We start from the raw sequence: 21,083 nt of genomic DNA, 5'->3' as shown, positions 1-21,083 counted from the left end.
CGTCCTCCAGGTCGCCTCGGGGAGGAGGCACCATGCGCAGGACCCTGCTGTTGCTGATGCCGCTGGTCGTGCTGGGCTGTTCCCGGCCGCCCCCCGCAGTGGATATCACCGCCCCGGTCGCCACCAGACCGGATGATGCACACCGGCAACCGACGGCCGCGGACGATGAGGCTGCACCGCTGCGGCCACCCACCGTCCTCCCGTTGCTGGCCGCAGTGGCCGACGACGCGGAGCCGCCCGGGGACATGCTCAGCCGGTACATGACCGACCTGCTCAATCGCGACCACGCCGCGAGCGACGCTGCCTGGACCTTCCCCCCCGCCGATCCGCGGCGGGCGGATGACGCCGCGCTGCGCCAGCTGGACAACGTGCGCGCCCTGCGCCTGCGCAGCCAGACGCCGGTCGCCGTCGACGGCAAGCTTCCGCCGCAGCTGCTGGAAGTTCCGGTGCAGGTCCGCGCGGTGACCGCCGACGGCACCTTCCGCTTTGGTGGCTGGTATCGCGTGCAGCCCAACGCCGACGGCAGTGCCTGGCAGATCCAGTCGGCGCAGCTGCGGCCCTCTTTGGACTGAACCGCTGCAACGGCATGCACGCTCGATTCAGCCTGCAAAGCTACTCTGTAGCCACCCCGCCCTTTCCGGTCACCGCCATGCGCCTGCGTCCCCTGATGACCCGCCTCGCCGCCGCCACCGTCCTGATCGCCGCTGCGATCGGCGCGCAGGCCGCACCTTCGATTTCCGGCCGCGAACTCTCGGTTGGCGCCAGCGACGTGCAGCAGTACCTGGACGGCAGTTTCCCGCGTACACAGGATGCACTTGGCGGCCTGATCGCGCTGACGATGAGCCATCCGCAACTGAGCCTTCCCGCAGGCGAACGCCTGAACCTGGGCATGGACGTGGCGCTTGCGACCGCCGGCGGCAGTCCGGCCAAGCTCGGTACGGTCAAGCTCAGCAGCGGCCTGCGTTATGACGCCCAGACCCAGGGCTTCCACCTGCAGCAGCCGAGCGTGGACGATTTCACCCCGGCCAATCAGGGCGGCCGCCTCGATTCACGTACCCGTGGGCTGCTCAATGCCTGGCTGAGCGACTATGCGCAGCGTGAACCGATCTACAAGCTTGATCCGGCCGTGGCCGGCATGCTCGGTGCGCTGCAGGTGCAATCGGCACAGGTGAAGAACGGCAAGCTGGTCGTCACCTTCAACCAGAACCTCGGCAACCTGGTGCCTGCGGGCCTGCTCGGCAACTGAGCCGAGCGGCAACACGGTGCCCGGCGGCGTCCAGCGGCCGGGCACGCCACGATGTCAGCTTCGAATCGTCAGGCGGCCAGCGCGCGGACGACGGCCTCGCTGAAGGCGGGAATGTCGTCGGGCTTGCGGCTGGTGATCAGATTGCCGTCCACCACCACCTCGGCATCCTGCCAGCGCGCACCGGCGTTGAGCAGATCCTGCTGCAGTGACGGCCACGAGGTGACCTCGCGGCCGTTGGCCAGATCACTGTTGATCAACAGCCAGGGGCCGTGGCAGATCGCCGCGACCGGCTTGCCGGCCGCCGCCACGTCGCGGATGAAGTCCACGGCGGCCTGATCCGTGCGAAGCGTGTCCGGATTGATCACGCCACCGGGCAACACCAGCGCATCGAACCCTGCCGCGTCGGCTTCGCTCAGGGGGATGTCCACCGCCACCGCCTCGCCCCAGTCCTTCTCTTTCCAGCCTTTGATGGTGGCTTCCTTCGCCGGCGATATCACGCTGACCCGGGCGCCTTCCGCTTCAAGCAGGCGCTTGGGTTCAATCAGTTCGGACTGCTCGAAGCCGTGGGTGGCCAGGATGGCGATCTGTCTGCCTTTGAGGCGCTGGGCCATGAGTGCACTCCCGTTGGTGAGGATGAGCACCCAGCGTGCGGCAACGTGCATTGAAGCGGAGTGACCCGCGTGTCGATGGCAGGTGCATGTCCGCGATGCGGCCGGCGATCGGCCGGCCGTACCCGGTGCCGGTCAGCGCTTGGGCTGCAGCATGGTGCCGGTGCACTTGGGGGAACCGCAGCGGCACTCCCAGATCTTCTTCAGCTTGGCCGTATGGCGCTCGGCCAGGACGATGCCGTAGTTGTAGGTCAGCTCCTCACCGGCGGCGATATCGCGCAGCGCTTCGATGAACACCTTGTCACCACGGCTGTCGCCGTCCGCATCTTCCTCGATCACCGCCTCGCAGTTGGGGTCGCAGCTGTGGTTGATCCAGCGCGCATCGTTGCCCTTGTAATTGGCATCGATCACCCAGTCGTCGTTGAGGGTGAACAGGAAGGTGTGGCCGCTTTCGACGTCACCGCTGTCATCGGCATCGACGTCGCCATGGCTGCGCAGCAGGCCCTTGTACTGGATCACGCGCTCGCCCTGCTTGATCGGGGCCACGGCGAACACACCGTTGCCATGGATGGCGGACTTGCGGGCTTGGATCTTCTTCGGCATCGGCACGGGCTGTTTGCAGCGAAAGGAACCCGGATTCTCGCCCATTCCGGGCAATTGCGAAAATCGTCCCGATGCTCCAGCATGTCGCCCCGATCGTGACTGCGGGTGAACGGCCCCGGCCAGGGTCTCCCAGCGCCGGCTGAATGCCCGGGTTGGATGCCGGCGAAGAAAAGCGTACAATTTCAGTCCGCTTTAAGAACCGCTCGCATCCCCCATGTTGCGCGTCACCAAACTCACCGATTACGCCACCGTCGTGCTGACCGTGCTCGCCGCCCGTCCGGGCGAAGTGCTCAGCGCCACCGAGCTGGCCGAATTCACCGGCCTGGAGCCGCCCACCGTCAGCAAGGTCCTCAAGCCGCTGGCACAGGCCGGCCTGGTCGAGGGCCTGCGCGGCGTCCGCGGCGGCTATCGGCTGACCCGGCCCGCCGTGGAGGTCTCGCTGTTCGAAGTGGTGGAAGCAATGGAAGGGCCGCTGGCCCTGACCGAGTGCAGCCACGACCACCACCAGTGCGGCATGGCGCCCAAGTGCGGCGCGCGCAGCAGCTGGCGGCTGATCAACGACGTGGTCTCCGAGGCCCTGCGCGATGTCAGCCTGGCGCAGATCCTGCCCCCTCTTCCCCTTGTCGATGACGAACAGCGCCGCACCATCGCTGTCGACGTCGTCTCCTGATCCGTAGGCAGCCCCCATGGCCACCGAAACCATCGAAACCGTCGCCCACGACGACACCCCCAACCGCGAGATCCATGAGCAGCTCGGCCGCAAGTACTCGGCCGGCTTCGTCACGGACATCGAATCGGACTCGCTGCCCCCGGGCCTGGACGAGGACACCATCCGTGCGCTATCCGCCAAGAAGGACGAGCCGGAGTGGATGACGCAGTGGCGCCTGGACGCCTACCGCCACTTCCTGACGATGCCGATGCCGAACTGGGCCAAGCTGCAGATCGCCCCGATCGACCTGCAGGCGCTCAGCTATTACTCGGCACCGAAGGGCCCGAAGTACGCCTCGCTGGATGACGTGCCCAAGGAACTGCTCGATACCTACGACAAGCTGGGCGTGCCGCTGCACGAGCGCGCCAAGCTGGCCGGCGTGGCGGTGGACGCGGTGTTCGACTCGGTCTCGGTCGGTACCACGTTCCGCAAGGAGCTGGCCGAGAAGGGCATCATCTTCTGTTCGATGTCCGAAGCCATCAAGGAACATCCGGAACTGGTGCGCCAGTACCTGGGCACCGTGGTGCCGGTCGGTGACAACTACTTCGCCGCGCTCAACTCGGCGGTGTTCTCCGATGGCAGCTTCGTGTTCATTCCCAGGGGCGTGCGCTGCCCGATGGAGCTGAGCACCTACTTCCGCATCAACGCCGGCCACACCGGCCAGTTCGAGCGCACCCTGATCGTGTGCGAGGACAAGGCCTACGTGTCCTACCTGGAAGGCTGCACCGCGCCGATGCGCGACGAGAACCAGCTGCACGCCGCAGTGGTCGAGCTGGTGGCGCTGGAAGATGCGGAGATCAAGTACTCCACGGTGCAGAACTGGTATCCGGGCGACGAGAACGGCGTCGGTGGCATCTACAACTTCGTCACCAAGCGCGCCGAGTGCCGCGGCGCACGCAGCAAGGTCACCTGGACCCAGGTCGAGACCGGCTCGGCGATCACCTGGAAGTATCCGTCCTGCGTGCTGCTGGGCGATGACTCGGTCGGCGAATTCCACTCCGTCGCGCTGACCCACCATCGCCAGCAGGCCGACACCGGCACCAAGATGATCCACGTCGGCAAGCGCACCAAGAGCAAGATCGTCAGCAAGGGCATCAGCGCCGGTCGTGGCCAGAACACCTACCGCGGCCTGGTCAAGGTCGACCGCAATGCCGAGGGCGCACGCAACTACACCCAGTGCGATTCGCTGCTGATCGGCAAGCAGTGCGGCGCCCACACCTTCCCCTACATCGAGGTGAAGAACCCGGGCGCCACCGTCGAGCACGAGGCCACCACCTCCAAGATTTCCGATGACCAGCTGTTCTACTGCCGCGCCCGTGGCATCAGCCAGGAAGACGCGGTGTCGATGATCGTCGACGGCTTCTGCAAGCAGGTGTTCCGCGAACTGCCGATGGAATTCGCAGTGGAAGCCAAGAAGCTGCTGGAAGTCTCGCTGGAAGGTTCGGTGGGCTGAGCCCTGCCCTCGCAACGCATTCTTTTTATCGGCGGGCTGCGGCCCGCCTCACGGAAATTCCCACCATGCTGAAGATCGAAAACCTCCACGCCCGCATCGGCGACAAGGAAATCCTCAAGGGCCTTTCGCTGGACGTCCAGCCCGGCCAGGTGCACGCCATCATGGGCCCGAACGGCGCCGGCAAGTCCACCCTGGGCAACGTCCTGGCGGGCCGCGACGGCTATGAAGTGACCGAGGGCAGCGTCCGGTTCGACGGGGTCGATCTGCTCGACCAGGACCCGGAAGCGCGCGCCGCTGCCGGCCTGTTCCTGGCGTTCCAGTATCCGGTGGAAATCCCCGGCGTGAACAACACCTACTTCCTGCGCGCGGCACTGAACGCACAGCGCAAGGCACGCGGCGAGGACGAACTCGATTCCATGCAGTTCCTCAAGCTGGTACGGCAGAAGCTGGCCGTGCTGCACCTGAAGGACGAACTGCTGCACCGTGGCGTCAACGAAGGCTTCTCCGGTGGCGAGAAGAAGCGCAACGAGATCTTCCAGCTGGCCGTGCTGGAACCGAAGCTGGCGATCCTCGACGAAACCGATTCGGGCCTGGACATCGATGCGCTGAAGAGCGTGGCCGACGGCGTCAATGCGCTGCGCGCCGCCGACCGTTCGTTCCTGGTCATCACCCACTACCAGCGCCTGCTGGACTACATCAAGCCGGACGTGGTGCACGTGCTGGCCGACGGCCGCATCGTCAAGAGCGGTGGCCCGGAACTGGCGCTGGAACTGGAAGCGCACGGCTATGACTTCCTGAAGGACCGGGTCGTGCCCGAGGCGGCGGTCTGATGAGCGCCCTGCTTGATTCCATGGCCCAGGCCTTCTGCGGCAGCGATGCGCGCCGCGAAGTGCTGGATGCGGCCCTGCGTGATGGCCTGCCGGCCGCCCGCAACGAAGCCTGGAAGTACACCTCGCTGCGCCAGCTGGAGCGCCGTGCCTTCGCCGCCGCGCCGCTGTCGCCGCCGGTGCTGGATGTGGCCGTGCTGGAAGACATCCCCGCGCCGCGCCTGGTGTTCGTCAACGGCCGCCTCAGCGACGCACTGAGCGACACCCACGGCCTGCCGGCCGGCGTGCAGCTGGAACCGCTGTCCTCGGCGCTGGCCGCCGGTGAGGATGCCGCGCGTTTCCTCGGCCGCCGCTACGAGCGCAGCGACGAAGTGTTCGCCCGCCTGAATGCCGCCCTGGCCGATGAAGGCGCGGTGCTGCGCGTGGACGACGGCGTGCAGGTCGAGGCACCGCTGCAGCTGGTGTTCGCCAGCGTCGCCGGTGACACCGATCTGGCCTGGCACCACCGCCACCTGATCGAACTGCGTGCCGGCGCCAGCCTGGGCGTGGTCGAACACCGCTTCAGCGTCGGTGACTCCGCCCACCTGGACAACACCGTGCTGCACGTCCACGTTGCGCGCGATGCCGTGCTCAAGCATGCGCGCGTACAGGCCGGCAGTGCACGCCAGACCAGCATCCTGCGCACCGACGCGGTGCTGGCCCGTGACGCGCAGTATCACCGCGTGGACCTGGAACTGGGCGCCGCGCTCAGCCGCCACGAACTGAACGTACGGCTGGAAGGCGACAACGCGCAGCTGACAGCCAATGGCGTGCTGCTCGGCAATGGCCGCCGCCACGTCGATACCCGCCTGGGCATCGACCACATCGCCCGCGATACCCGTAGCGAGCTGCTGTGGCGCGGCGTGGCCGCCAACCGCAGCCGCGTGGTGTTCCATGGTGGCATCCAGATCCGCGAAGGCGCCGACGGCACCGACGCGAACCTGTCCAACAAGAACCTGCTGCTGTCGGCCGACGCCGAGATCGACACCCAGCCGGTGCTGGTGATCGATGCCGACGAAGTGAAAGCCGCACACGGTGCGACCGTCGGCCAGCTCGATGCGAACGCGCTGTTCTACCTGCGCTCGCGTGGCCTGCCGCAGGCACAGGCGCAGGCACTGCTGAGTGCCGCGTTCTGCCATGAGCCGCTGAAGGTACTGCCGGACGCGCTGCGCGAGCAGCTGGCACGCCGCCTGGACAAGGCCCTGGCCGAGGCGGGTGTGGCATGAATCTCTCCACCCCGCGCCCGATCGAAGAACGCGCCAGCGCCCCTGACTGGGATCGCGTGCGTCTCGACTTCCCGCTGCTGATGCGTGAAGTGCATGGCAAGCCGCTGGTCTATTTCGACAACGCCAACACCGGCCAGAAACCGGTGCAGGTGATCGGCGCGGCGGATGAGTTCTATCGCCGCTACAACGCCAACGTCAGCCGCGCGGTGCATGCCCTGGGCAGTGAAGCCACCGATGCCTACGAAGGTGCGCGCAACAAACTGGCGCGCTTCCTCAACGTGCGCCCCAGCGATCTGGTGCTGTGCAGCGGCACCACCTTCGCCATCAACCTGGTGGCGTACTCGTGGGCGCTGCCGCGATTGAAGTCCGGTGATGTGATCCTGGTCTCGCGCATGGAGCACCACGCCAACATCGTGCCGTGGCAGCTGGTCGCGCAGCGTACCGGCGCCACCCTCCGCGTGGCCGAGATCACCCCGGATGGCGCGCTCGACCTGGATGCGCTGCGTGCGGCCATGACCCCCGAGGTCAAGCTGCTGGCGGTCACCCACGTATCCAATGTGCTCGGCACGGTCAACCCGGTGCGCGAGATCTGCCGTGAGGCGCGCAAGCGCGGCATCATCACCGTGGTGGACGGTTCGCAGGCCGCGCCACACCGCAAGGTCGACGTCGCCGCGATCGGCTGCGACTTCTATGCCATCACCGGCCACAAGATGTGCGGACCGACCGGCACCGGCGCCCTGTGGGCACGCCGCGAGCATCTGGACGCGATGCCGCCGTTCCTCGGCGGTGGCGAGATGATCAAGGAAGTCAGCTTCGACGGCACCGTGTTCAACGATGCCCCGCACAAGTTCGAGGCCGGCACCCCGAACATCGCCGGCTTCATCGGCCTGGGCGTGGCCGCCGACTACCTGCAGGACATCGGCCAGGAGCACGTGGAGGCGCGGGAAGCCGAGCTGCTCGCCCACTTCACCGAAGAGCTGCGCCGCGTCGAGGGCCTGCGCATCATCGGTGAAGCGCCGGAGAAGGCGGCCGTGGTCTCGTTCCTGATCGACGGCGCGCATGCACACGATCTGGCCACCCTGCTCGACCTGGAAGGCGTGGCCGTGCGTTCCGGCCAGCACTGCGCACATCCGTTGCTGCAGTACTTCGGTGTCGCAGCCACCTGCCGTGCCTCGCTGGCGTTCTACAACACGCACGAAGAGATCGAGCGGTTCATGACCGCGCTGACCAAGGTACGTAAGTTGCTCGGCTGAGGATTCACCATAGCCGGGGAAATACGGGAACGCCGCAGGGGACTGCGGCGTTTTTTATTGCTCGTGGGAAGCAAGCCAGTAGAGATGAAACCGGGAAATGCCGAGTGATGCCAGGAACGGGCAATCTCATCGTAATGCCGAACCATTCCACCATCAGCGGCCTTGAGACCTCGCCTTTCACATGCCAACGAGCATGGATACCCCGGAAGCAATCAAGAAGACGTACATCATCACGACGCCCCTCAACACCCACCGCTCACCCTGATGGAGCGCCTGTCCTTTGGAAGTGAGGGCGAGCACTGCGATACCACGCAAGCACCCAAGCCACCAGTCAACCTTGATGATTCCGGCTGCAGCAAGTACTTCTGGCCGTTCGCGCTCGATCCTCAGCAACATCCTGTGAGCCGCAAATGCGTTTATCCACATGGCACCTAGAATGATGGAAGCCCAAACGGGGTAACTCTCAACAAGGCTTTTCATCGCCCCTCACGTTGGCACTGCACTATAAAAATTCTCCAGACACACTCCACCGCTCACATCAATCCGCAACTTCCGCTATACGGCAAACCCCTCCACCCACATCCGCCTCAACCTTGACATAGAGATTGTTCGTAAAATACACATCTCCATAGCAAACCACACGGGCATTATTCACGTAGTACGTTACAACAAGCGAGGAATCAGCAGCGATCTCCGGTTTTGCAGCCCTGCTTTCACCGACAGGAATTGCTCCCAGGTCAACCACACCACCGCCGACCTCCAAGCTGATGTCATGAATCACGTCCCTTTCAACATTCTTTACAACAATCACAGGATCCGACAACCAATCACAACCTTGCAGCCCCAGTGAAATGACCACAGCAGTCAGGCATGAGCGGATTCGACCACCCCATGCGGCTGAGTGCCCAGCATCCAATTTGCATTTCGCCATTTCTTGCAGCCTCCGAACATGGAGACGAATCTGCACTTTCTCAAATAATGTACCGCCCCGCCCAGCGCTCCAAAGCCATCAGCCACGCGACGGTGCTCGATGATTCAGCCGCCACGCTTATATCCTGCTCAAGCGGGAAGCTGACACAATCGCGAGCGCTGATCAGCTCAGGCGGGGTAGAACGCCTGGGGCACTTCACCAGAGAGCTGCGCCGCCTCGCGGGCCCGCGCATTATCGGCGAAGCGCAGGGTAGGCCGCAGTGGCCTCGTTCTTGATCGGCGGCGAGCACGTTCATGAACAACTGGCGCCCCTGCACGATCGGACAGAATGAAAGTGCGCTCGGACCCGCACTACGCGCGACCGCTGCTGCAGTACTTCGGCGTCGCGGCCACCTCCCGCGCCTCGCTGGCGCTCTACAACACGCACGCCGAGACGGAGCGGTTCATGGCGGCATTGGCGAAGGTACGGAAGTTGCTGCGGTTAGCTTTCAGCAGCGCCCGAGGAAGACGAGAGCGCCGCGCGAGTCCGCGACACTTCTGCTTCTAACGACTACGCAGATCCATCCGCTGGATGACGGGCGTAAAAGTCGGCTTGCGGAGGAAAAAAACACAAGCACCAACCAATGCAATTCTGCCTAGAACGCCCACTAGGCGAGAACTTCCATGATGCATCATATGAGCAACGACAGATTTCGCCGACAAGGCCGCCAAGCGCTTGGCACCAACCCACTCGACTCATTCGCTATAAACCCAAATGAACGCCTTCCATTACACCCATCCGATCTACATCCACCGGAGCACTTGGGGATCTGGGAGCACCATCGCGATTCCATCGAAACGTGCCGGTCATCCGCAAGAATTTCTCCTCCCCACCCTCAACCGAAGGAATTTCTCGAAAGGCATCCGGACTGGATTCTGGATAGGCCACCAATGAGCTGAATGAGTCCCTTGCGTCCAGTTCATCACGCGAGGGAAAGATCAAGATCGCACCATTGACCTGATCTATCCATGCATAGAAAGAAACCACTCGCCCATCAAATTTCTCTGGCTGAGACAACAGCGCATACATCGTGGTCATGCATGTCTCAGCTCCCAACTCATTGCCACGAAATTTACAGGCGGCTGGAGCTTCCGCGGAACCTACTTCCTGCGAAGAACAAGCGCTAAGCATGAAAATCAGCGCAACAACTGCAAACCACCCGCGTCCGGAATCCATCGTTTCACCTTATAGTAATCTTCGGCCGAATGTGCGCGCCAGGGCTCGTTCCAGCATTGACCGCGCCATTCATACCCCTGAAGTCGAATCCCATGAGGGAACCGCCAGGAGTGGCCACATAGCTGTCAGCACCTGCAGATCTTGCTCTCTCCACATCACCATGGAGATAGACCGCCTGCTTGCCCGTGCGCTCGTTGCGCTAGAAACACAGTACGCCGCCGTTGTCGTAGCCGAACGAGAAGGCTTACCTCTGCGGACCGATAGGTTGCCTTGGTCGTCATAGCGCTAGTCCGGTCGCGAGTGCGCCCGCTGTGGTTTCGATCACATTGATCAGGCGATTGGTCGCTGAGGCTCAGTATCCAGTGCCCCTGAGCCAGCTGCAGGAGCACTTTTACCCTCTGAATGCGTCCATTTCTCAGCTTATCAAGATGAAAGTTATAACAAAGGCAGTGAACGAGACACCCAATGAGACTCTTATCGCAACGAGCTCTTTCCTAAGTTCCTGCAACTTTTCCAGTGGAGCCTTCCGTTCAAGACCCAGCGCCACAGCCAGATAGGTCATCTGTCCACGGAGTCCAAATGATTCCGGAGAGTCCAGGTCTTTCCACAATTTTGGATAAAGCGCTCGGAAACGAAATGTAAATCGATAGAAGACCACCAAGTAGATAATTCCGAATATGACTGCAACTGACAACATTACGTTTGAAATCACGGCAATTTTCCCGGCGTTAGCCGACCGGGCCAGACTGGCGCGGGCGGAGCGTGGCACGAGACCGCATGGGATCCTCCTTGGATCGTCCGTTCCTTGAATGCGTGCACGTACGCGACAGTCGCAACGCTGGCCGTGCCACGCTTTATTTATGAACATGGAATGAAGGCGGCGTCAAGGCTCCGTTCACGACAGTGCTTCCATCGGCGGTCGAATCCCCGGCGCGCATCGCCAATGCAGAAGGGCGTGCGGCCTGACCCACGCCCCACCTAGAATGGCGCCATGAGCACCCTGACCTTCCGCGCCGCCACGTCGGCCGATATCCCTGCCCTGATCTCGCTGGTGACCTCCGCCTACCGGGGTGACGCCAGCCGGGTCGGCTGGACCACCGAAGCCGACCTGCTGGACGGCGCCCGCATCGATGCCGAAGGCATCCAGACCGACCTCGACCGTCCCCGCTCGACCATCCTGCTGGCGGAGCGCGAGGGCCGCCTCGTGGCCTGCGCCCACGTCGCCGACGTCGACGGCAAAGGCTACTTCGGCATGTTCTCGGTCGATCCGGCCCAGCAGGGGGGCGGCGTCGGCAAGCAGCTGATGGATGCGGCCGAAGCCCACGCCGCGCGCGAATGGGGCGTGCCGGTGATGCAGATGACCGTGATCGACGTGCGCGACGAACTGATCGCCTTCTACGAGCGCCGTGGCTACCGCCGCACCGGCATCAAGAAGCCGTTCCCCTACGGCGACGAGCGCTTCGGCATTCCCAAGCGCGACGATCTGCGCTTCGAGATCCTGGAAAAGCCGCTGGCGGGAGCCACCGCATGAGCGACGCGTGGACCTTCGTCTGCGCCGGCAGCGACCTGCTGCCGGGTGAAATGAAGAGCGTGTTCGACGAGGTTACCGGTACGCCGATCGTGGTGTTCAACCTCGACGGCGAGCTGTATGCCCTGGAAGACCAGTGCACGCACGAGGAATTCGAGTTGTCCTCCGGGGAGTTCAACACCACCGAAGGCAGCGTCGAGTGCGTGCTGCACGGTGCCCGCTTCGACGTGCGTGATGGCCGTGCCCTGTGTGCCCCCGCGTACAGCCCGGTCCCCAAGTTCCCGGTCAAGCGCGAGCACGACGCCATCTGGACCCGCGACGACCGGGACTGACCGGCCCATCCGCCCCGCCCGGGAAGGCCCTGCAGGCGCCCACAGGGCCGCGAGTGGCCAGGTACAGACCTCCCGCAACACCGAAGATGCGAATCATTATCGTTGCTGTTACTCTACGTAACATCTTCGTAATGCCCATCGCCGCGCCATGGCCTCGCCCGCGCCCATCGCTACGCTCTGCCAGCTTGCCCGCACGGGCGGGCCGCTGTTGGCTGCGCTGCTGCTGGCACTGCTGCTGGGATGGTCGGCGCTGCATGAAGGGTCGCGCAGCTCGCTGGTCACCACGCCGGCGCTGCAGGCGCAGGACAGCCTGCCCGCAGCGCCTTTCGGCACGCCGCCCCGCGAGCAGGCCATGCCACGGGTGGAAGCCGAGCCCGATGACGGCCGCAGCATCAAGTCCCCCCTGCTGCGGCAGTTGTGTGGCCCGCTTCCAGTGCCGCCACTGGTGCCGGCAACCGCGCCGTCACCCTACCCGGCCCCTGCGCTGCCGTCGCGCTACCAGCATCCCCCCGGCCAGGCGCCTCCGTCCCTGCTGAGCTGACGCTCTCCCCGGCCGCGCCCGGGCGTCCGGCGCTTGCCGGACCTCCACCTCCGATCCCGCTTCGAGTCCGCTTCCGATCCTGCCTGCCGCGCCGTCATCCGGCACCGGCGGATCGTTCCTGTCCCGCTACCCACCCAGACCCATGAACCCGATCAAGAGCCGCAAGCACGCCTCCCCACTCCGCAACCTGCCGTTGGCGACCGCCAGCCTGGCCGCCGGCCTCGGCCTGGCCACGCTGCCGGCGCTGGCCCACGCCGATGCGACTGACAATGCCCGCGCGCTGGACAAGATCGACGTGCACGCCACACATGGCTACAAGGCCGACAAGGTCGCCTCGCCGAAGTTCACCCAGCGGCTGCAGGACACCCCGCAGACCATCCAGGTCATCACCAGCGACCTGTTCAACCAGCAGGGCGCCACCACCCTGACCGAAGCGCTGCGCAACAGCCCGGGCGTGGGCACCTTCTATGCCGGCGAGAACGGCAACACCACCACCGGCGATGCGCTGTTCATGCGCGGCTTCGACACCTCCAACAGCCTGTTCGTCGATGGCGTGCGTGACCTCGGCTCGATCTCGCGCGACGTGTTCAACATCGAACAGGTGGAAGTGACCAAGGGGCCAGCAGGGACCGACAATGGTCGCTCGGCGCCGACTGGCGCCATCAACCTGGTGAGCAAGCAGGCCACCCTGCAGGACGCCACGTCGGCCAGCGTTTCGCTGGGCAGTGACCAGCAGCGCCGGACGACCGGTGACTGGAACCAGTCGCTGGGCGCGACCAGCGCGCTGCGCGCCAACGCGATGTGGCAGGACAGCGACCAGCCCGGCCGCGATCACGTGCAGAACAAGCGCTGGGGCCTGGCCCCGTCGCTGGCGTTCGGCCTGGGCACGGCCACCCGCTACTACCTCAACCTGCTGTACGTGAAGCAGGACAACGTGCCCGACGGCGGCGTGCCGACCCTGGGGCTGCCGGGCTGGACGCCGCAGCCGACACTCGAAGCCCTGGCCGGGCATCCGGTGGATCCGGAGAACTTCTACGGTACCCGCGCCGACCACGACGACGTGACCGCGAAGATGGCCACGTTCCGCTTCGAACATGATTTCAACGACAGCGTGCGCCTGACCAATACCGCGCGTTGGGGCCGCACCGAGCAGGACTACCTGCTCACCGCCTTCATGGGTACCGGCGCGCTCGGCGCCAATGGTCGTCCGACCGGCAACATCGGCTACACCAACCCCGCCGACCGTTCGACCTACACGATCGCGCGCAGCCTGCCGACCTTCAAGGACCAGCGCAACACCATCCTGACCGACCAGTTGAACCTGCGGGCCGACTTCAGCACCGGCGCCATCGGCCATGCCCTGAGCGCAGGCCTGGAGTTCACCCGCGAAGAACTGGACAGCTACGGCCAGGCGGCCACCGGCGGCACCAGCTGGCCTGCCGCGAACCTGTACGACCCGGACTGGAACGTGACCGGGCTGACCTGGGCGCATAACGGCGCCGATGCCCACGGCAAGACCACCACGTCCTCGGCGTATCTGTTCGACACGCTGGCATTCGGCGACAGCTTCCTGCTGACTGCCGGGGTGCGTGCCGACCACTACAAGACCGAGTACGCCAGCGCCTCGGTCTGCGGCGGCCGGAGTGGTCCCGCCTGCGGCAGCAATCCGGCCGGCACCGTGCTGCGCAACCCCACGCTGGAGGCCTCCGACACTCTGTTGAACTGGAAGCTGGGCGCGCTGTACAAGGTGGGCGACACGGTCAGCGTGTATGCCAACTACGCGATCTCGCAGCAGCCCCCGGGCGGTGCCAACTTCCAGCTGAGCAGCTCGGCCAGCAGCGCCGACAACCCCAAGCTGGACCCGCAGAAGGCCAAGACCTTCGAGGTCGGCAGCAAGTGGGCACTCCTGGAGGATGCACTGGCCGTCAACCTGGCGTTGTTCCAGACCGACGTCGACAACGAGATCAATACCACCGTGCTCGACGAGGCCGGCAACCCGACCCAGACCGGCAGCAAGCGCGTGAAGGGCGTGGAGCTGTCCGCCGTGGGCCGCCTGACCGACAACTGGTCGGTGTCTGCCGGTTTCAGCCACCTCGACACCGAAGTGAAGGAAGGCGCCAAGGTCGCCGCCGACGGCACCACCAACCTGACGTACACGCCGGACGATACGTTCACCGGCTGGACCAGCTACACGCTGGCCCACGGCATCACCGTCGGGGGTGGCGTGCGCTACGCCGCCGGCATGCATCGTGGCACCGACGGTGCTGTCGGCACGCCGTCATTCACCAAGTCCTACGTGGTGTACGACGCCGTGGTGTCGTGGGCGGTCAACGAGAACATCTCGCTTCGCTTGAACGGCTACAACCTGTTCGACAAGGCCTACGTGGCCAGCATCAACAAGAGCGGCTACCGTTACACCCCGGGTGCCCCGCGCACCTTCCTGCTCAGCGCGGACATCCGCTTCTGATGTCCTGGCGCGGGGGAGCCCGGCTCCCCCGCGCAACGACGAGGCAACACCATGCTGCTGCACATTCCCAACGTGCTCACCGCTGATGAAGTGGCACAGGTCCGCAAGCAACTGGACACCGCGGACTGGACCGATGGCCGCGAGACCGTGGGTGCCCAGGGTGCGCAGGTGAAGCACAACGAACAGCTGCCGGACGCGTCACCGGTGAAAGCCGAGCTGGGTGCCGGCGTGCTCGCCGCACTGCGGCGCAGCCCGCTGTTCTTCGCTGCGGCACTGCCGTTGAAGATCCTGCCCCCACGCTTCAACCGCTACCGCGGCGGCGGCACCTACGGCTTCCACGTCGATGGCGCAGTGATGAACCTGGGCAACGGCGAGCAGCTGCGCTCGGACATCTCCTGCACCCTGTTCCTGTCGGCGCCGGACGAGTACGACGGCGGCGAGCTGATCATCAGCGACACCTACGGCGAGCACGAGGTGAAGCTGCCGGCCGGCGACCTGATCGTCTATCCCTCCAGCAGCCTGCACCAGGTCAATCCTGTTATCCGGGGCGCGCGCGTGGCGTCGTTCTTCTGGGTGCAGAGCATGATCCGCGACGATGTACAGCGTCGCCTGCTGTGGGAAATGGACACGTCCATCGAGCGCCTGCGACAGACCGGAGGCGACGCTGATGCGGTGCTGCAGCTGACCGGCGTGTATCACAACCTGCTGCGACGCTGGAGCGAGGTCTGAGCCACTCCAGGCCGCGCCCCTACATCTTAGCAATCATTCTCATTTGCATCCGCTAACAGCTCTCATTACAATCACGCCCCGTTGATGCTGGCCGTTGCCGGCAAACCATCTGGGGACCCCCGCTTGCTGCGCCCGCTCCGCCCTCGCCCACTCATCCATCGCAAGATGGGCACCGCCATGCGCGGCCAGCGTCCCGCGCTGGCCAGCCTGCTGGCATGGGTGGCGATGCTGGCGTTGCTGCTGGGCACCCTGCCGCTGCTGCCGCACCCGGCCACAGCGATGACCTTGCAGATGCCGCTGGAAGAACGTGGCGGCGAAGGCCCGTTGCAGGAAGAAGCCCCGGCCAAGCTGCGTCGCTGTGCCTCCGCCCCGGTAAAAGCGGCCGAGAAGGCGCCGCCGCTGCTGCTGGCCAGCCAGTGGCTGCGTACCGAACGTGAACTCGTACCCGCCACGCCGGCCATGCCCGGTGTGCGCCCGGACTGGCCGCTGGCCGCTCCGGACACGCCCTGGGCCGACGCGCCCGGGCGTCGCCAGCAACGCGGTCAGGCGCCGCCGCTCGCCTGATCCACGGCCCGACGTGACCGCCTGCGCGGTCGCGTCCACACGCCGCTGACTGCTTCTTCCCTGCCGCCCCTGACCGGGCTTTCCCTGCCTGCCGTGCGCGCTCCGCACCCGGCATCGCGCTGCCTTACATCCTTCGAGGTATCTGCCATGGCCCAGCGCCATCGTGTCCGTTCGTCCCTGTCCCGCCCCCTGCTGACCAGCGCCGTGCTGGCGGCGATGGCGGCCCCTGCTTCCGCCCATGCAGAGATCGCCGGAGCGCCGCAGACCCTGGACAAGGTGGTCGTCACCGCCTCCGGCTTCGAACAGAAGATCACCGATGCCCCGGCCAGCATCAGCGTGGTCAGCCGCGAGGAACTGAGCAAGCGCCCCTACACCAGCCTGGTCGATGCGCTGCGCGATGTGGAAGGCATCGACGTCGGCCTGGAAGCCACCGACAAGAATGGCCGCGCCACCGTCTCCATGCGTGGCCTGCCCTCGGAATACACCCTGGTACTGATCGACGGCCGCCGCCAGAGCAACGTCGGCCAGCTGTATCCCAACAACTTCGGTGGCGGACAGTTCTCCTACCTGCCGCCGCTGGATGCGATCGAGCGCATCGAAGTGGTGCGCGGCCCGATGTCCACGCTGTACGGCTCGGATGCGATGGGTGGTGTCATCAACATCATCACCCGCCGCAACCAGGACAGCTGGCACGGCGCGCTGACCCAGGGCTTCACCGTGCAGCAGGACGACCAGTTCGGCGATGCCCGCAGCACCGACGTGTACCTGAGTGGTCCGCTGCTGAAGGACCGCCTGGGCCTGTCCGTGCGCGGCAGCTACTACGATGCGAAGGCGTCCAATCCGGAATGGGATGCGCTGCCGTTGCCCGATGGCACCCTGTGGGAACGCAGCATCGGCTTCGGAGGTGGCGGCAAGTCGGTGGCCAACACCAACTGGAACACGGGCGTGCGCCTGAACGTCCACGTCAATGACGACCACGAACTGTGGCTGGACTACGACGTGTCGCGGCAGAAGTACGACAACAGCGAGGGCCAGACCGGCACGCTCGACAGCCTGGCCAGCCTGTGGCGCGTCGGCAATGCGGTCATCCCCGATCCGGATGGCGGCGGCACCATCACCCGCCGCGTGGTGCAGCCGCGCGTGGGCTACACCGCCTACCAGCGCTATGAGCGTGACCAGGTCTCGCTGACCCATCAGGGCCGCTACAGCTTCGGCACCTGGCAGACCTCGCTGACCCACAGCAAGAGCAGCAACCTCGGCCGTTCGCTGCCACTGACCCTGGACGAGCGCGCCAACCTGCAGACGCTGTGGAATGACGTCTGCCGCCGCACCGGCGCCGCCAACAACTGTGCGGCCGGTCGTGGCAATGCGCTGTCTGCCCTCGACCCGAGCGAGATGGCGCGCCTGCAGGCGTTCCTGCCACGTCCGCTGCGCACGATGGAGCTTGAGGGTTACGTGCTCGACACGATGCTCGACCTCGATTTCGGCGCGCACAAACTGACCGTTGGCGGACAGTACAACGACACCGACATGGTCGACGGCGTGTTCGGCATGGATGGCGCCGGCTACCGCAGCAACACCCGGCAGAAGCACCGCATGTGGGCCCTGTTCGCGGAGGACAACTGGGCACTGACCGATACCCTCACGGCGACCTTCGGCCTGCGCTACGACGACCACAACGTGTTCGGCAGCCATGTCAGCCCGCGCGGCTACCTGGTGTGGAATGCGAGCGATGCATGGACCTTCAAGGGCGGTGTCAGCACCGGCTACAAGACACCGCGCCCGGACCAGCTGTTCCCGGGCATCACCGGCTTCGGTGGGCAGGGCGTGCTGCCGCTGGTCGGTTCGCCGAACCTCAAGCCGGAAACCAGCACCAACTACGAGCTGGCTGCCTACTACGAAGGCCAGCGCTGGGGCTTCAACGTCACCGGCTTCTTCAACCGGTTCGACGACAAGATCGCCAGCGGCGGCACCTTCCCGAACTGCGAAGTGGCTCCGGCCGGCAGCGGCTACTGCGTGGACATCGGGCCGGGCTGGGCCTCGCTGGGCTACAGCACCTTCACCCAGAGCGTGAACATCGACAAGGCCGAAACCCGTGGCGCCGAACTGGCCGCGCACGTCGATCTGCTGGAAACCCTGCAGCTGCGGGGCAACTACACCTGGACCCGCAGCGAACAGACCAGTGGCCCGCAGAAGGGACTGCCGATCAGTGGCACCATGCCGGCCCGGCATATGGCCAACGCCAGCCTCAACTGGCAGGTCAGCGACGCGGTCAGTCTGTCGCTGATCGGCGAAGGCCGCTACGACCGCTACCGCGACACGATCCTCGATGCGGCCGGCAACAGCCACGACCGCGTCTACGAGGACTACACGATCTTCCACCTCGGCGGCAGCTGGAAGGCCAACGCATGGCTGACCGTCAACGCACGCGTCAACAACCTGCTCGACAAGGACTTCGTCTCGCAGTCGTGCCTGCTGATCAGCCAGAGCGAGTTCAGCTGCGTGGACGATTACGCAACCAAGGACCAGCGCCGCAGCTACTGGATCTCGCTGAACGCGAAGTTCTGACGCGACCCTGACCGGTGCCGGCCATGGCCGGCGCCGGGATACAGAACGATACGCAATTGCGAGCTATTCTCATCAATGATGTAATGCGCAGTCCGCATCCGCCCTGAATCCCCGTCGTGAGCCGTTCCGTTCCCTCCAACGTGCAGCAGCAACAGAGCCGCGGCTTCTGGCTGCGGACGCTGCACCAGTGGCACTGGATCAGCTCGGCGGTGTGCCTGATCGGCATGCTGCTGTTCGCGGTGACCGGGTTGACCCTCAACCATGCAGCGAAGATCGAGGCCACGCCCGAGGTGCAGAACCAGCAGCTGCAACTGTCGGCCGATCTGCTCGGCCAGCTCGGCACGCGCGAGGACGGCCACGCGCCGATCCCCCGCCCGGCCCGGCAATGGCTGGATACGCAGCTGGGCATCGCCATCGGCGGTCGCCCGGCCGAGTGGTCGGCCGAGGAGATCTACGTGTCGTTGCCGCGACCCGGCGGCGACGCCTGGCTCAGCATCGATCGCGAAACCGGCGCGGTGGAATACGAATCAACCTCCCGCGGCGTGGTGTCCTACCTCAACGACCTGCACAAGGGCCGCAACGCGGGCCCGGCGTGGGGCTGGTTCCTGGACCTGTTCGCCGTGGCCTGCCTGGTGTTCTGCATCACCGGCCTGTTCCTGCTGCACCTGCATGCACGGCAGCGGCGCATGACCTGGCCGCTGGTCGGCCTCGGCCTGATGATCCCGCTGTTGATCGCCCTGCTGCTGATCCACTGAACCATCGAATCCCCTTCATCGGAGCCGCCCCATGCGCGTCACCCTGACCATCGCCCTCAGCGGCCTGCTGGCCACCTCGCCGGCCTATGCCGCCACGCTCGACATCAACGTCGAGGTGCCCAAGCTCAATGTCGCCGAGTATCACCGTCCCTACGTAGCGGTGTGGCTGGAAGGTGCCGACCAGAAGGTGGCCGCCAACCTGTCGGTCTGGTACCAGCAGACCAGCAACAGCGAAGGCCATGGCACCAAGTGGCTGCCCGACCTGCGCCAGTGGTGGCGCAAGAGCGGCCGCACCCTGCAGGTGCCGGTGGACGGCGTGACCGGCCCGACCCGCCCGGCCGGCAAGCACGCGCTGTCGTTCAACGACAAGCAGCCGGCGCTGAAGCAGCTGGCCCCGGGCAACTACACCCTGGTGGTGGAAGCGGTGCGCGAAGTCGGTGGCCGCGAACTGCTGAAGATCCCCTTCACCTGGCCGGCCACCGCCGCACAGAACGGCAAGGCGCAGGGCGCCACCGAACTGGGCCAGGTCACCCTCGCCATCAAACCGTAACCGCCTGAGCCGGGGGCAGAGCCCTTTCCGTTGGAAAGGGGTCCGACCCCGGGGTCGGATCCCCTCCACAGGAAGGGCTCTGACCCCACCCATCCAACGTCCCTGGAGTCTTCCGCATGAAGCGCACGCTCGTCCTCGCCGCCGCTCTGGCCGCTGCCCTTCCCTTTTCCGCACTCGCCCACAAGGCCTGGCTGCTGCCTTCGCAGACCGTGATCGCCGGCAATGCGCCGTGGATCACTGTTGATGGTGCGGTCTCCAACGACCTGTTCTACTTCAACCACGTGCCGCTGCGCCTGGAATCGCTGGTGATCACCGCGCCGGACGGCAGCACCGTGCAGCCGCAGAACGCCTCGACCGGCAAGTACCGCAGCGTGTTCGATCTGGAGCTGAAGCAGCAGGGCACTTACCGCATCGCTTCGGTCAATGACGGCCTGTTCGCCACCTACGAACAGAACGGCGAGCGCAAGCGCTGGCGCGGTACCGCCGCCACCTTCGGCGAACTGCCCAAGGACGCGAAGAAGCTGGAAGTGAGCCAGTCGGTCGGCCGCGTGGAGACGTTCGTGACCAATGGCGCGCCGAACGATACCGCACTGAAGCCGACCAACCGCGGCATCGAGCTGGTTGCGGTCGGTCACCCGAACGACCTGTTCGCCGGCGAGGAAGCCACCGTCCGCGTGCTGGTCGATGGCAAGCCGACGGCCGGGCTGGCCTTCGAGATCGTGCGCGGCGCCACCCGCTACCGCAACGCGCAGGACGAACTGAAGGTGACCAGCGACGCCAAGGGCGAAATCAAGGTGACCTGGCCGGAAGCCGGCATGTACTGGCTGGAAACCGGCACTGAAGACAACAAGACCTCGGTGAAGCAGGCCGCCAAGCGTCGCCTGAGCTACGTGGCCACGCTGGAAGTGCTGCCGCAGTAATGGGGGACCGCGATGCCGG

Annotated in this window: 22 protein-coding genes and 1 pseudogene; 18 read left to right on the top strand and 5 right to left on the bottom strand. The window is 65.4% G+C overall.

All coding sequences use genetic code 11. The features are described 5' to 3' along the window. The first annotated feature begins 32 nt into the window (after positions 1 to 32). Positions 33 to 572, top strand: a complete 540-nt coding sequence (locus tag ACX9OW_RS20055; protein ID WP_459062738.1) for a hypothetical protein — start codon at positions 33 to 35, stop codon at positions 570 to 572. 77 nt (positions 573 to 649) lie between these two features. After that, complete coding sequence (locus ACX9OW_RS20050) at positions 650 to 1,246, top strand: DUF1439 domain-containing protein (protein WP_065174554.1); 597 nt, start codon at positions 650 to 652, stop codon at positions 1,244 to 1,246. A 68-nt stretch (positions 1,247 to 1,314) separates the two neighbouring features. Here ACX9OW_RS20050 and ACX9OW_RS20045 read toward each other — a convergent pair whose 3' ends face one another. Then, positions 1,315 to 1,857, bottom strand: a complete 543-nt coding sequence (locus ACX9OW_RS20045; protein WP_111186009.1) for a type 1 glutamine amidotransferase domain-containing protein — start codon at positions 1,855 to 1,857, stop codon at positions 1,315 to 1,317. A gap of 132 nt (positions 1,858 to 1,989) precedes the next feature. Beyond that, a complete protein-coding gene (locus ACX9OW_RS20040; protein WP_053516698.1) occupies positions 1,990 to 2,457 on the bottom strand; it encodes an SET domain-containing protein in 468 nt (155 codons plus the stop codon). 214 nt (positions 2,458 to 2,671) lie between these two features. Between ACX9OW_RS20040 and ACX9OW_RS20035 the strand changes: the two genes are divergently transcribed. The 5 genes from ACX9OW_RS20035 (at position 2,672) to ACX9OW_RS20015 (ending at position 7,964) form a co-directional block, all read left to right on the top strand. After that, complete coding sequence (locus ACX9OW_RS20035; protein WP_053516656.1) at positions 2,672 to 3,127, top strand: SUF system Fe-S cluster assembly regulator; 456 nt, start codon at positions 2,672 to 2,674, stop codon at positions 3,125 to 3,127. A 16-nt stretch (positions 3,128 to 3,143) separates the two neighbouring features. Further along, positions 3,144 to 4,619: a Fe-S cluster assembly protein SufB gene (sufB, locus tag ACX9OW_RS20030; RefSeq protein ID WP_065182413.1), complete on the top strand. Its 1,476-nt coding sequence runs from the start codon at positions 3,144 to 3,146 to the stop codon at positions 4,617 to 4,619. A 65-nt stretch (positions 4,620 to 4,684) separates the two neighbouring features. Continuing rightward, entirely contained in the window at positions 4,685 to 5,449 is a 765-nt protein-coding gene (sufC, locus tag ACX9OW_RS20025; RefSeq protein ID WP_053516654.1) for a Fe-S cluster assembly ATPase SufC, read from the top strand. After that, positions 5,449 to 6,711 carry a Fe-S cluster assembly protein SufD gene (gene sufD, locus ACX9OW_RS20020; RefSeq protein WP_065182414.1) on the top strand — a complete coding sequence of 421 codons (1,263 nt, stop codon included), beginning with the start codon at positions 5,449 to 5,451 and terminating at the stop codon, positions 6,709 to 6,711. Before sufC ends, sufD begins: the two co-directional genes overlap by 1 nt. Then, positions 6,708 to 7,964, top strand: coding sequence for a cysteine desulfurase (locus ACX9OW_RS20015; protein WP_459062737.1), 1,257 nt, complete (start codon positions 6,708 to 6,710; stop codon positions 7,962 to 7,964). The genes sufD and ACX9OW_RS20015 overlap by 4 nt, the downstream gene beginning before the upstream one ends. A gap of 177 nt (positions 7,965 to 8,141) precedes the next feature. Here the strand turns inward: ACX9OW_RS20015 and ACX9OW_RS20010 are convergent, their stop codons facing one another. Next, positions 8,142 to 8,444 (bottom strand): hypothetical protein, encoded by a 303-nt coding sequence (locus ACX9OW_RS20010; RefSeq protein WP_459062736.1) that lies wholly within the window; start codon positions 8,442 to 8,444, stop codon positions 8,142 to 8,144. Positions 8,445 to 8,502: 58 nt separating this feature from the next. After that, positions 8,503 to 8,787, bottom strand: a complete 285-nt coding sequence (locus ACX9OW_RS20005) for a hypothetical protein (protein WP_459062735.1) — start codon at positions 8,785 to 8,787, stop codon at positions 8,503 to 8,505. A gap of 287 nt (positions 8,788 to 9,074) precedes the next feature. Between ACX9OW_RS20005 and ACX9OW_RS20000 the strand changes: the two are divergent. Then, a pseudogene (locus ACX9OW_RS20000) lies at positions 9,075 to 9,375 on the top strand (aminotransferase class V-fold PLP-dependent enzyme); the annotation flags it as partial. Between the two features lie 261 nt (positions 9,376 to 9,636). On the opposite strand, the gene ACX9OW_RS19995 reads toward ACX9OW_RS20000, so the two are convergent. Continuing rightward, entirely contained in the window at positions 9,637 to 9,972 is a 336-nt protein-coding gene (locus ACX9OW_RS19995; RefSeq protein ID WP_459062734.1) for a hypothetical protein, read from the bottom strand. A 1,129-nt stretch (positions 9,973 to 11,101) separates the two neighbouring features. On the opposite strand from ACX9OW_RS19995, the gene ACX9OW_RS19990 reads away from it, so the two are divergent. From ACX9OW_RS19990 to ACX9OW_RS19945, 10 genes are all read left to right on the top strand, one after another. Beyond that, complete coding sequence (locus tag ACX9OW_RS19990; protein WP_346475732.1) at positions 11,102 to 11,641, top strand: GNAT family N-acetyltransferase; 540 nt, start codon at positions 11,102 to 11,104, stop codon at positions 11,639 to 11,641. Then, positions 11,638 to 11,970, top strand: a complete 333-nt coding sequence (locus ACX9OW_RS19985; protein WP_053516647.1) for a non-heme iron oxygenase ferredoxin subunit — start codon at positions 11,638 to 11,640, stop codon at positions 11,968 to 11,970. Before ACX9OW_RS19990 ends, ACX9OW_RS19985 begins: the two co-directional genes overlap by 4 nt. A gap of 148 nt (positions 11,971 to 12,118) precedes the next feature. Beyond that, a complete protein-coding gene (locus tag ACX9OW_RS19980) occupies positions 12,119 to 12,511 on the top strand; it encodes a hypothetical protein (RefSeq protein ID WP_459062733.1) in 393 nt (130 codons plus the stop codon). A gap of 142 nt (positions 12,512 to 12,653) precedes the next feature. Continuing rightward, complete coding sequence (locus ACX9OW_RS19975) at positions 12,654 to 14,978, top strand: catecholate siderophore receptor Fiu (RefSeq protein ID WP_459062732.1); 2,325 nt, start codon at positions 12,654 to 12,656, stop codon at positions 14,976 to 14,978. Between the two features lie 51 nt (positions 14,979 to 15,029). Beyond that, positions 15,030 to 15,707, top strand: a complete 678-nt coding sequence (locus ACX9OW_RS19970) for a Fe2+-dependent dioxygenase (RefSeq protein WP_459062731.1) — start codon at positions 15,030 to 15,032, stop codon at positions 15,705 to 15,707. Positions 15,708 to 15,872: 165 nt separating this feature from the next. Then, positions 15,873 to 16,271, top strand: a complete 399-nt coding sequence (locus tag ACX9OW_RS19965) for a hypothetical protein (protein ID WP_262100186.1) — start codon at positions 15,873 to 15,875, stop codon at positions 16,269 to 16,271. Between the two features lie 147 nt (positions 16,272 to 16,418). Next, positions 16,419 to 18,839: a TonB-dependent receptor domain-containing protein gene (locus ACX9OW_RS19960; protein WP_459062730.1), complete on the top strand. Its 2,421-nt coding sequence runs from the start codon at positions 16,419 to 16,421 to the stop codon at positions 18,837 to 18,839. Between the two features lie 116 nt (positions 18,840 to 18,955). Next, on the top strand, positions 18,956 to 19,594 hold the full coding sequence (locus tag ACX9OW_RS19955; RefSeq protein WP_459062729.1) for a PepSY-associated TM helix domain-containing protein: 639 nt from the start codon (positions 18,956 to 18,958) through the stop codon (positions 19,592 to 19,594). 31 nt (positions 19,595 to 19,625) lie between these two features. Next, positions 19,626 to 20,144: a DUF2271 domain-containing protein gene (locus ACX9OW_RS19950; RefSeq protein ID WP_065182424.1), complete on the top strand. Its 519-nt coding sequence runs from the start codon at positions 19,626 to 19,628 to the stop codon at positions 20,142 to 20,144. A gap of 116 nt (positions 20,145 to 20,260) precedes the next feature. After that, positions 20,261 to 21,064, top strand: a complete 804-nt coding sequence (locus ACX9OW_RS19945) for a DUF4198 domain-containing protein (protein WP_459062728.1) — start codon at positions 20,261 to 20,263, stop codon at positions 21,062 to 21,064. Positions 21,065 to 21,083 lie beyond the last annotated feature (19 nt).

The organism is Stenotrophomonas genospecies 5 (genome assembly GCF_054473825.1).
This window is presented reverse-complemented; position numbering and strand designations above follow the sequence as displayed.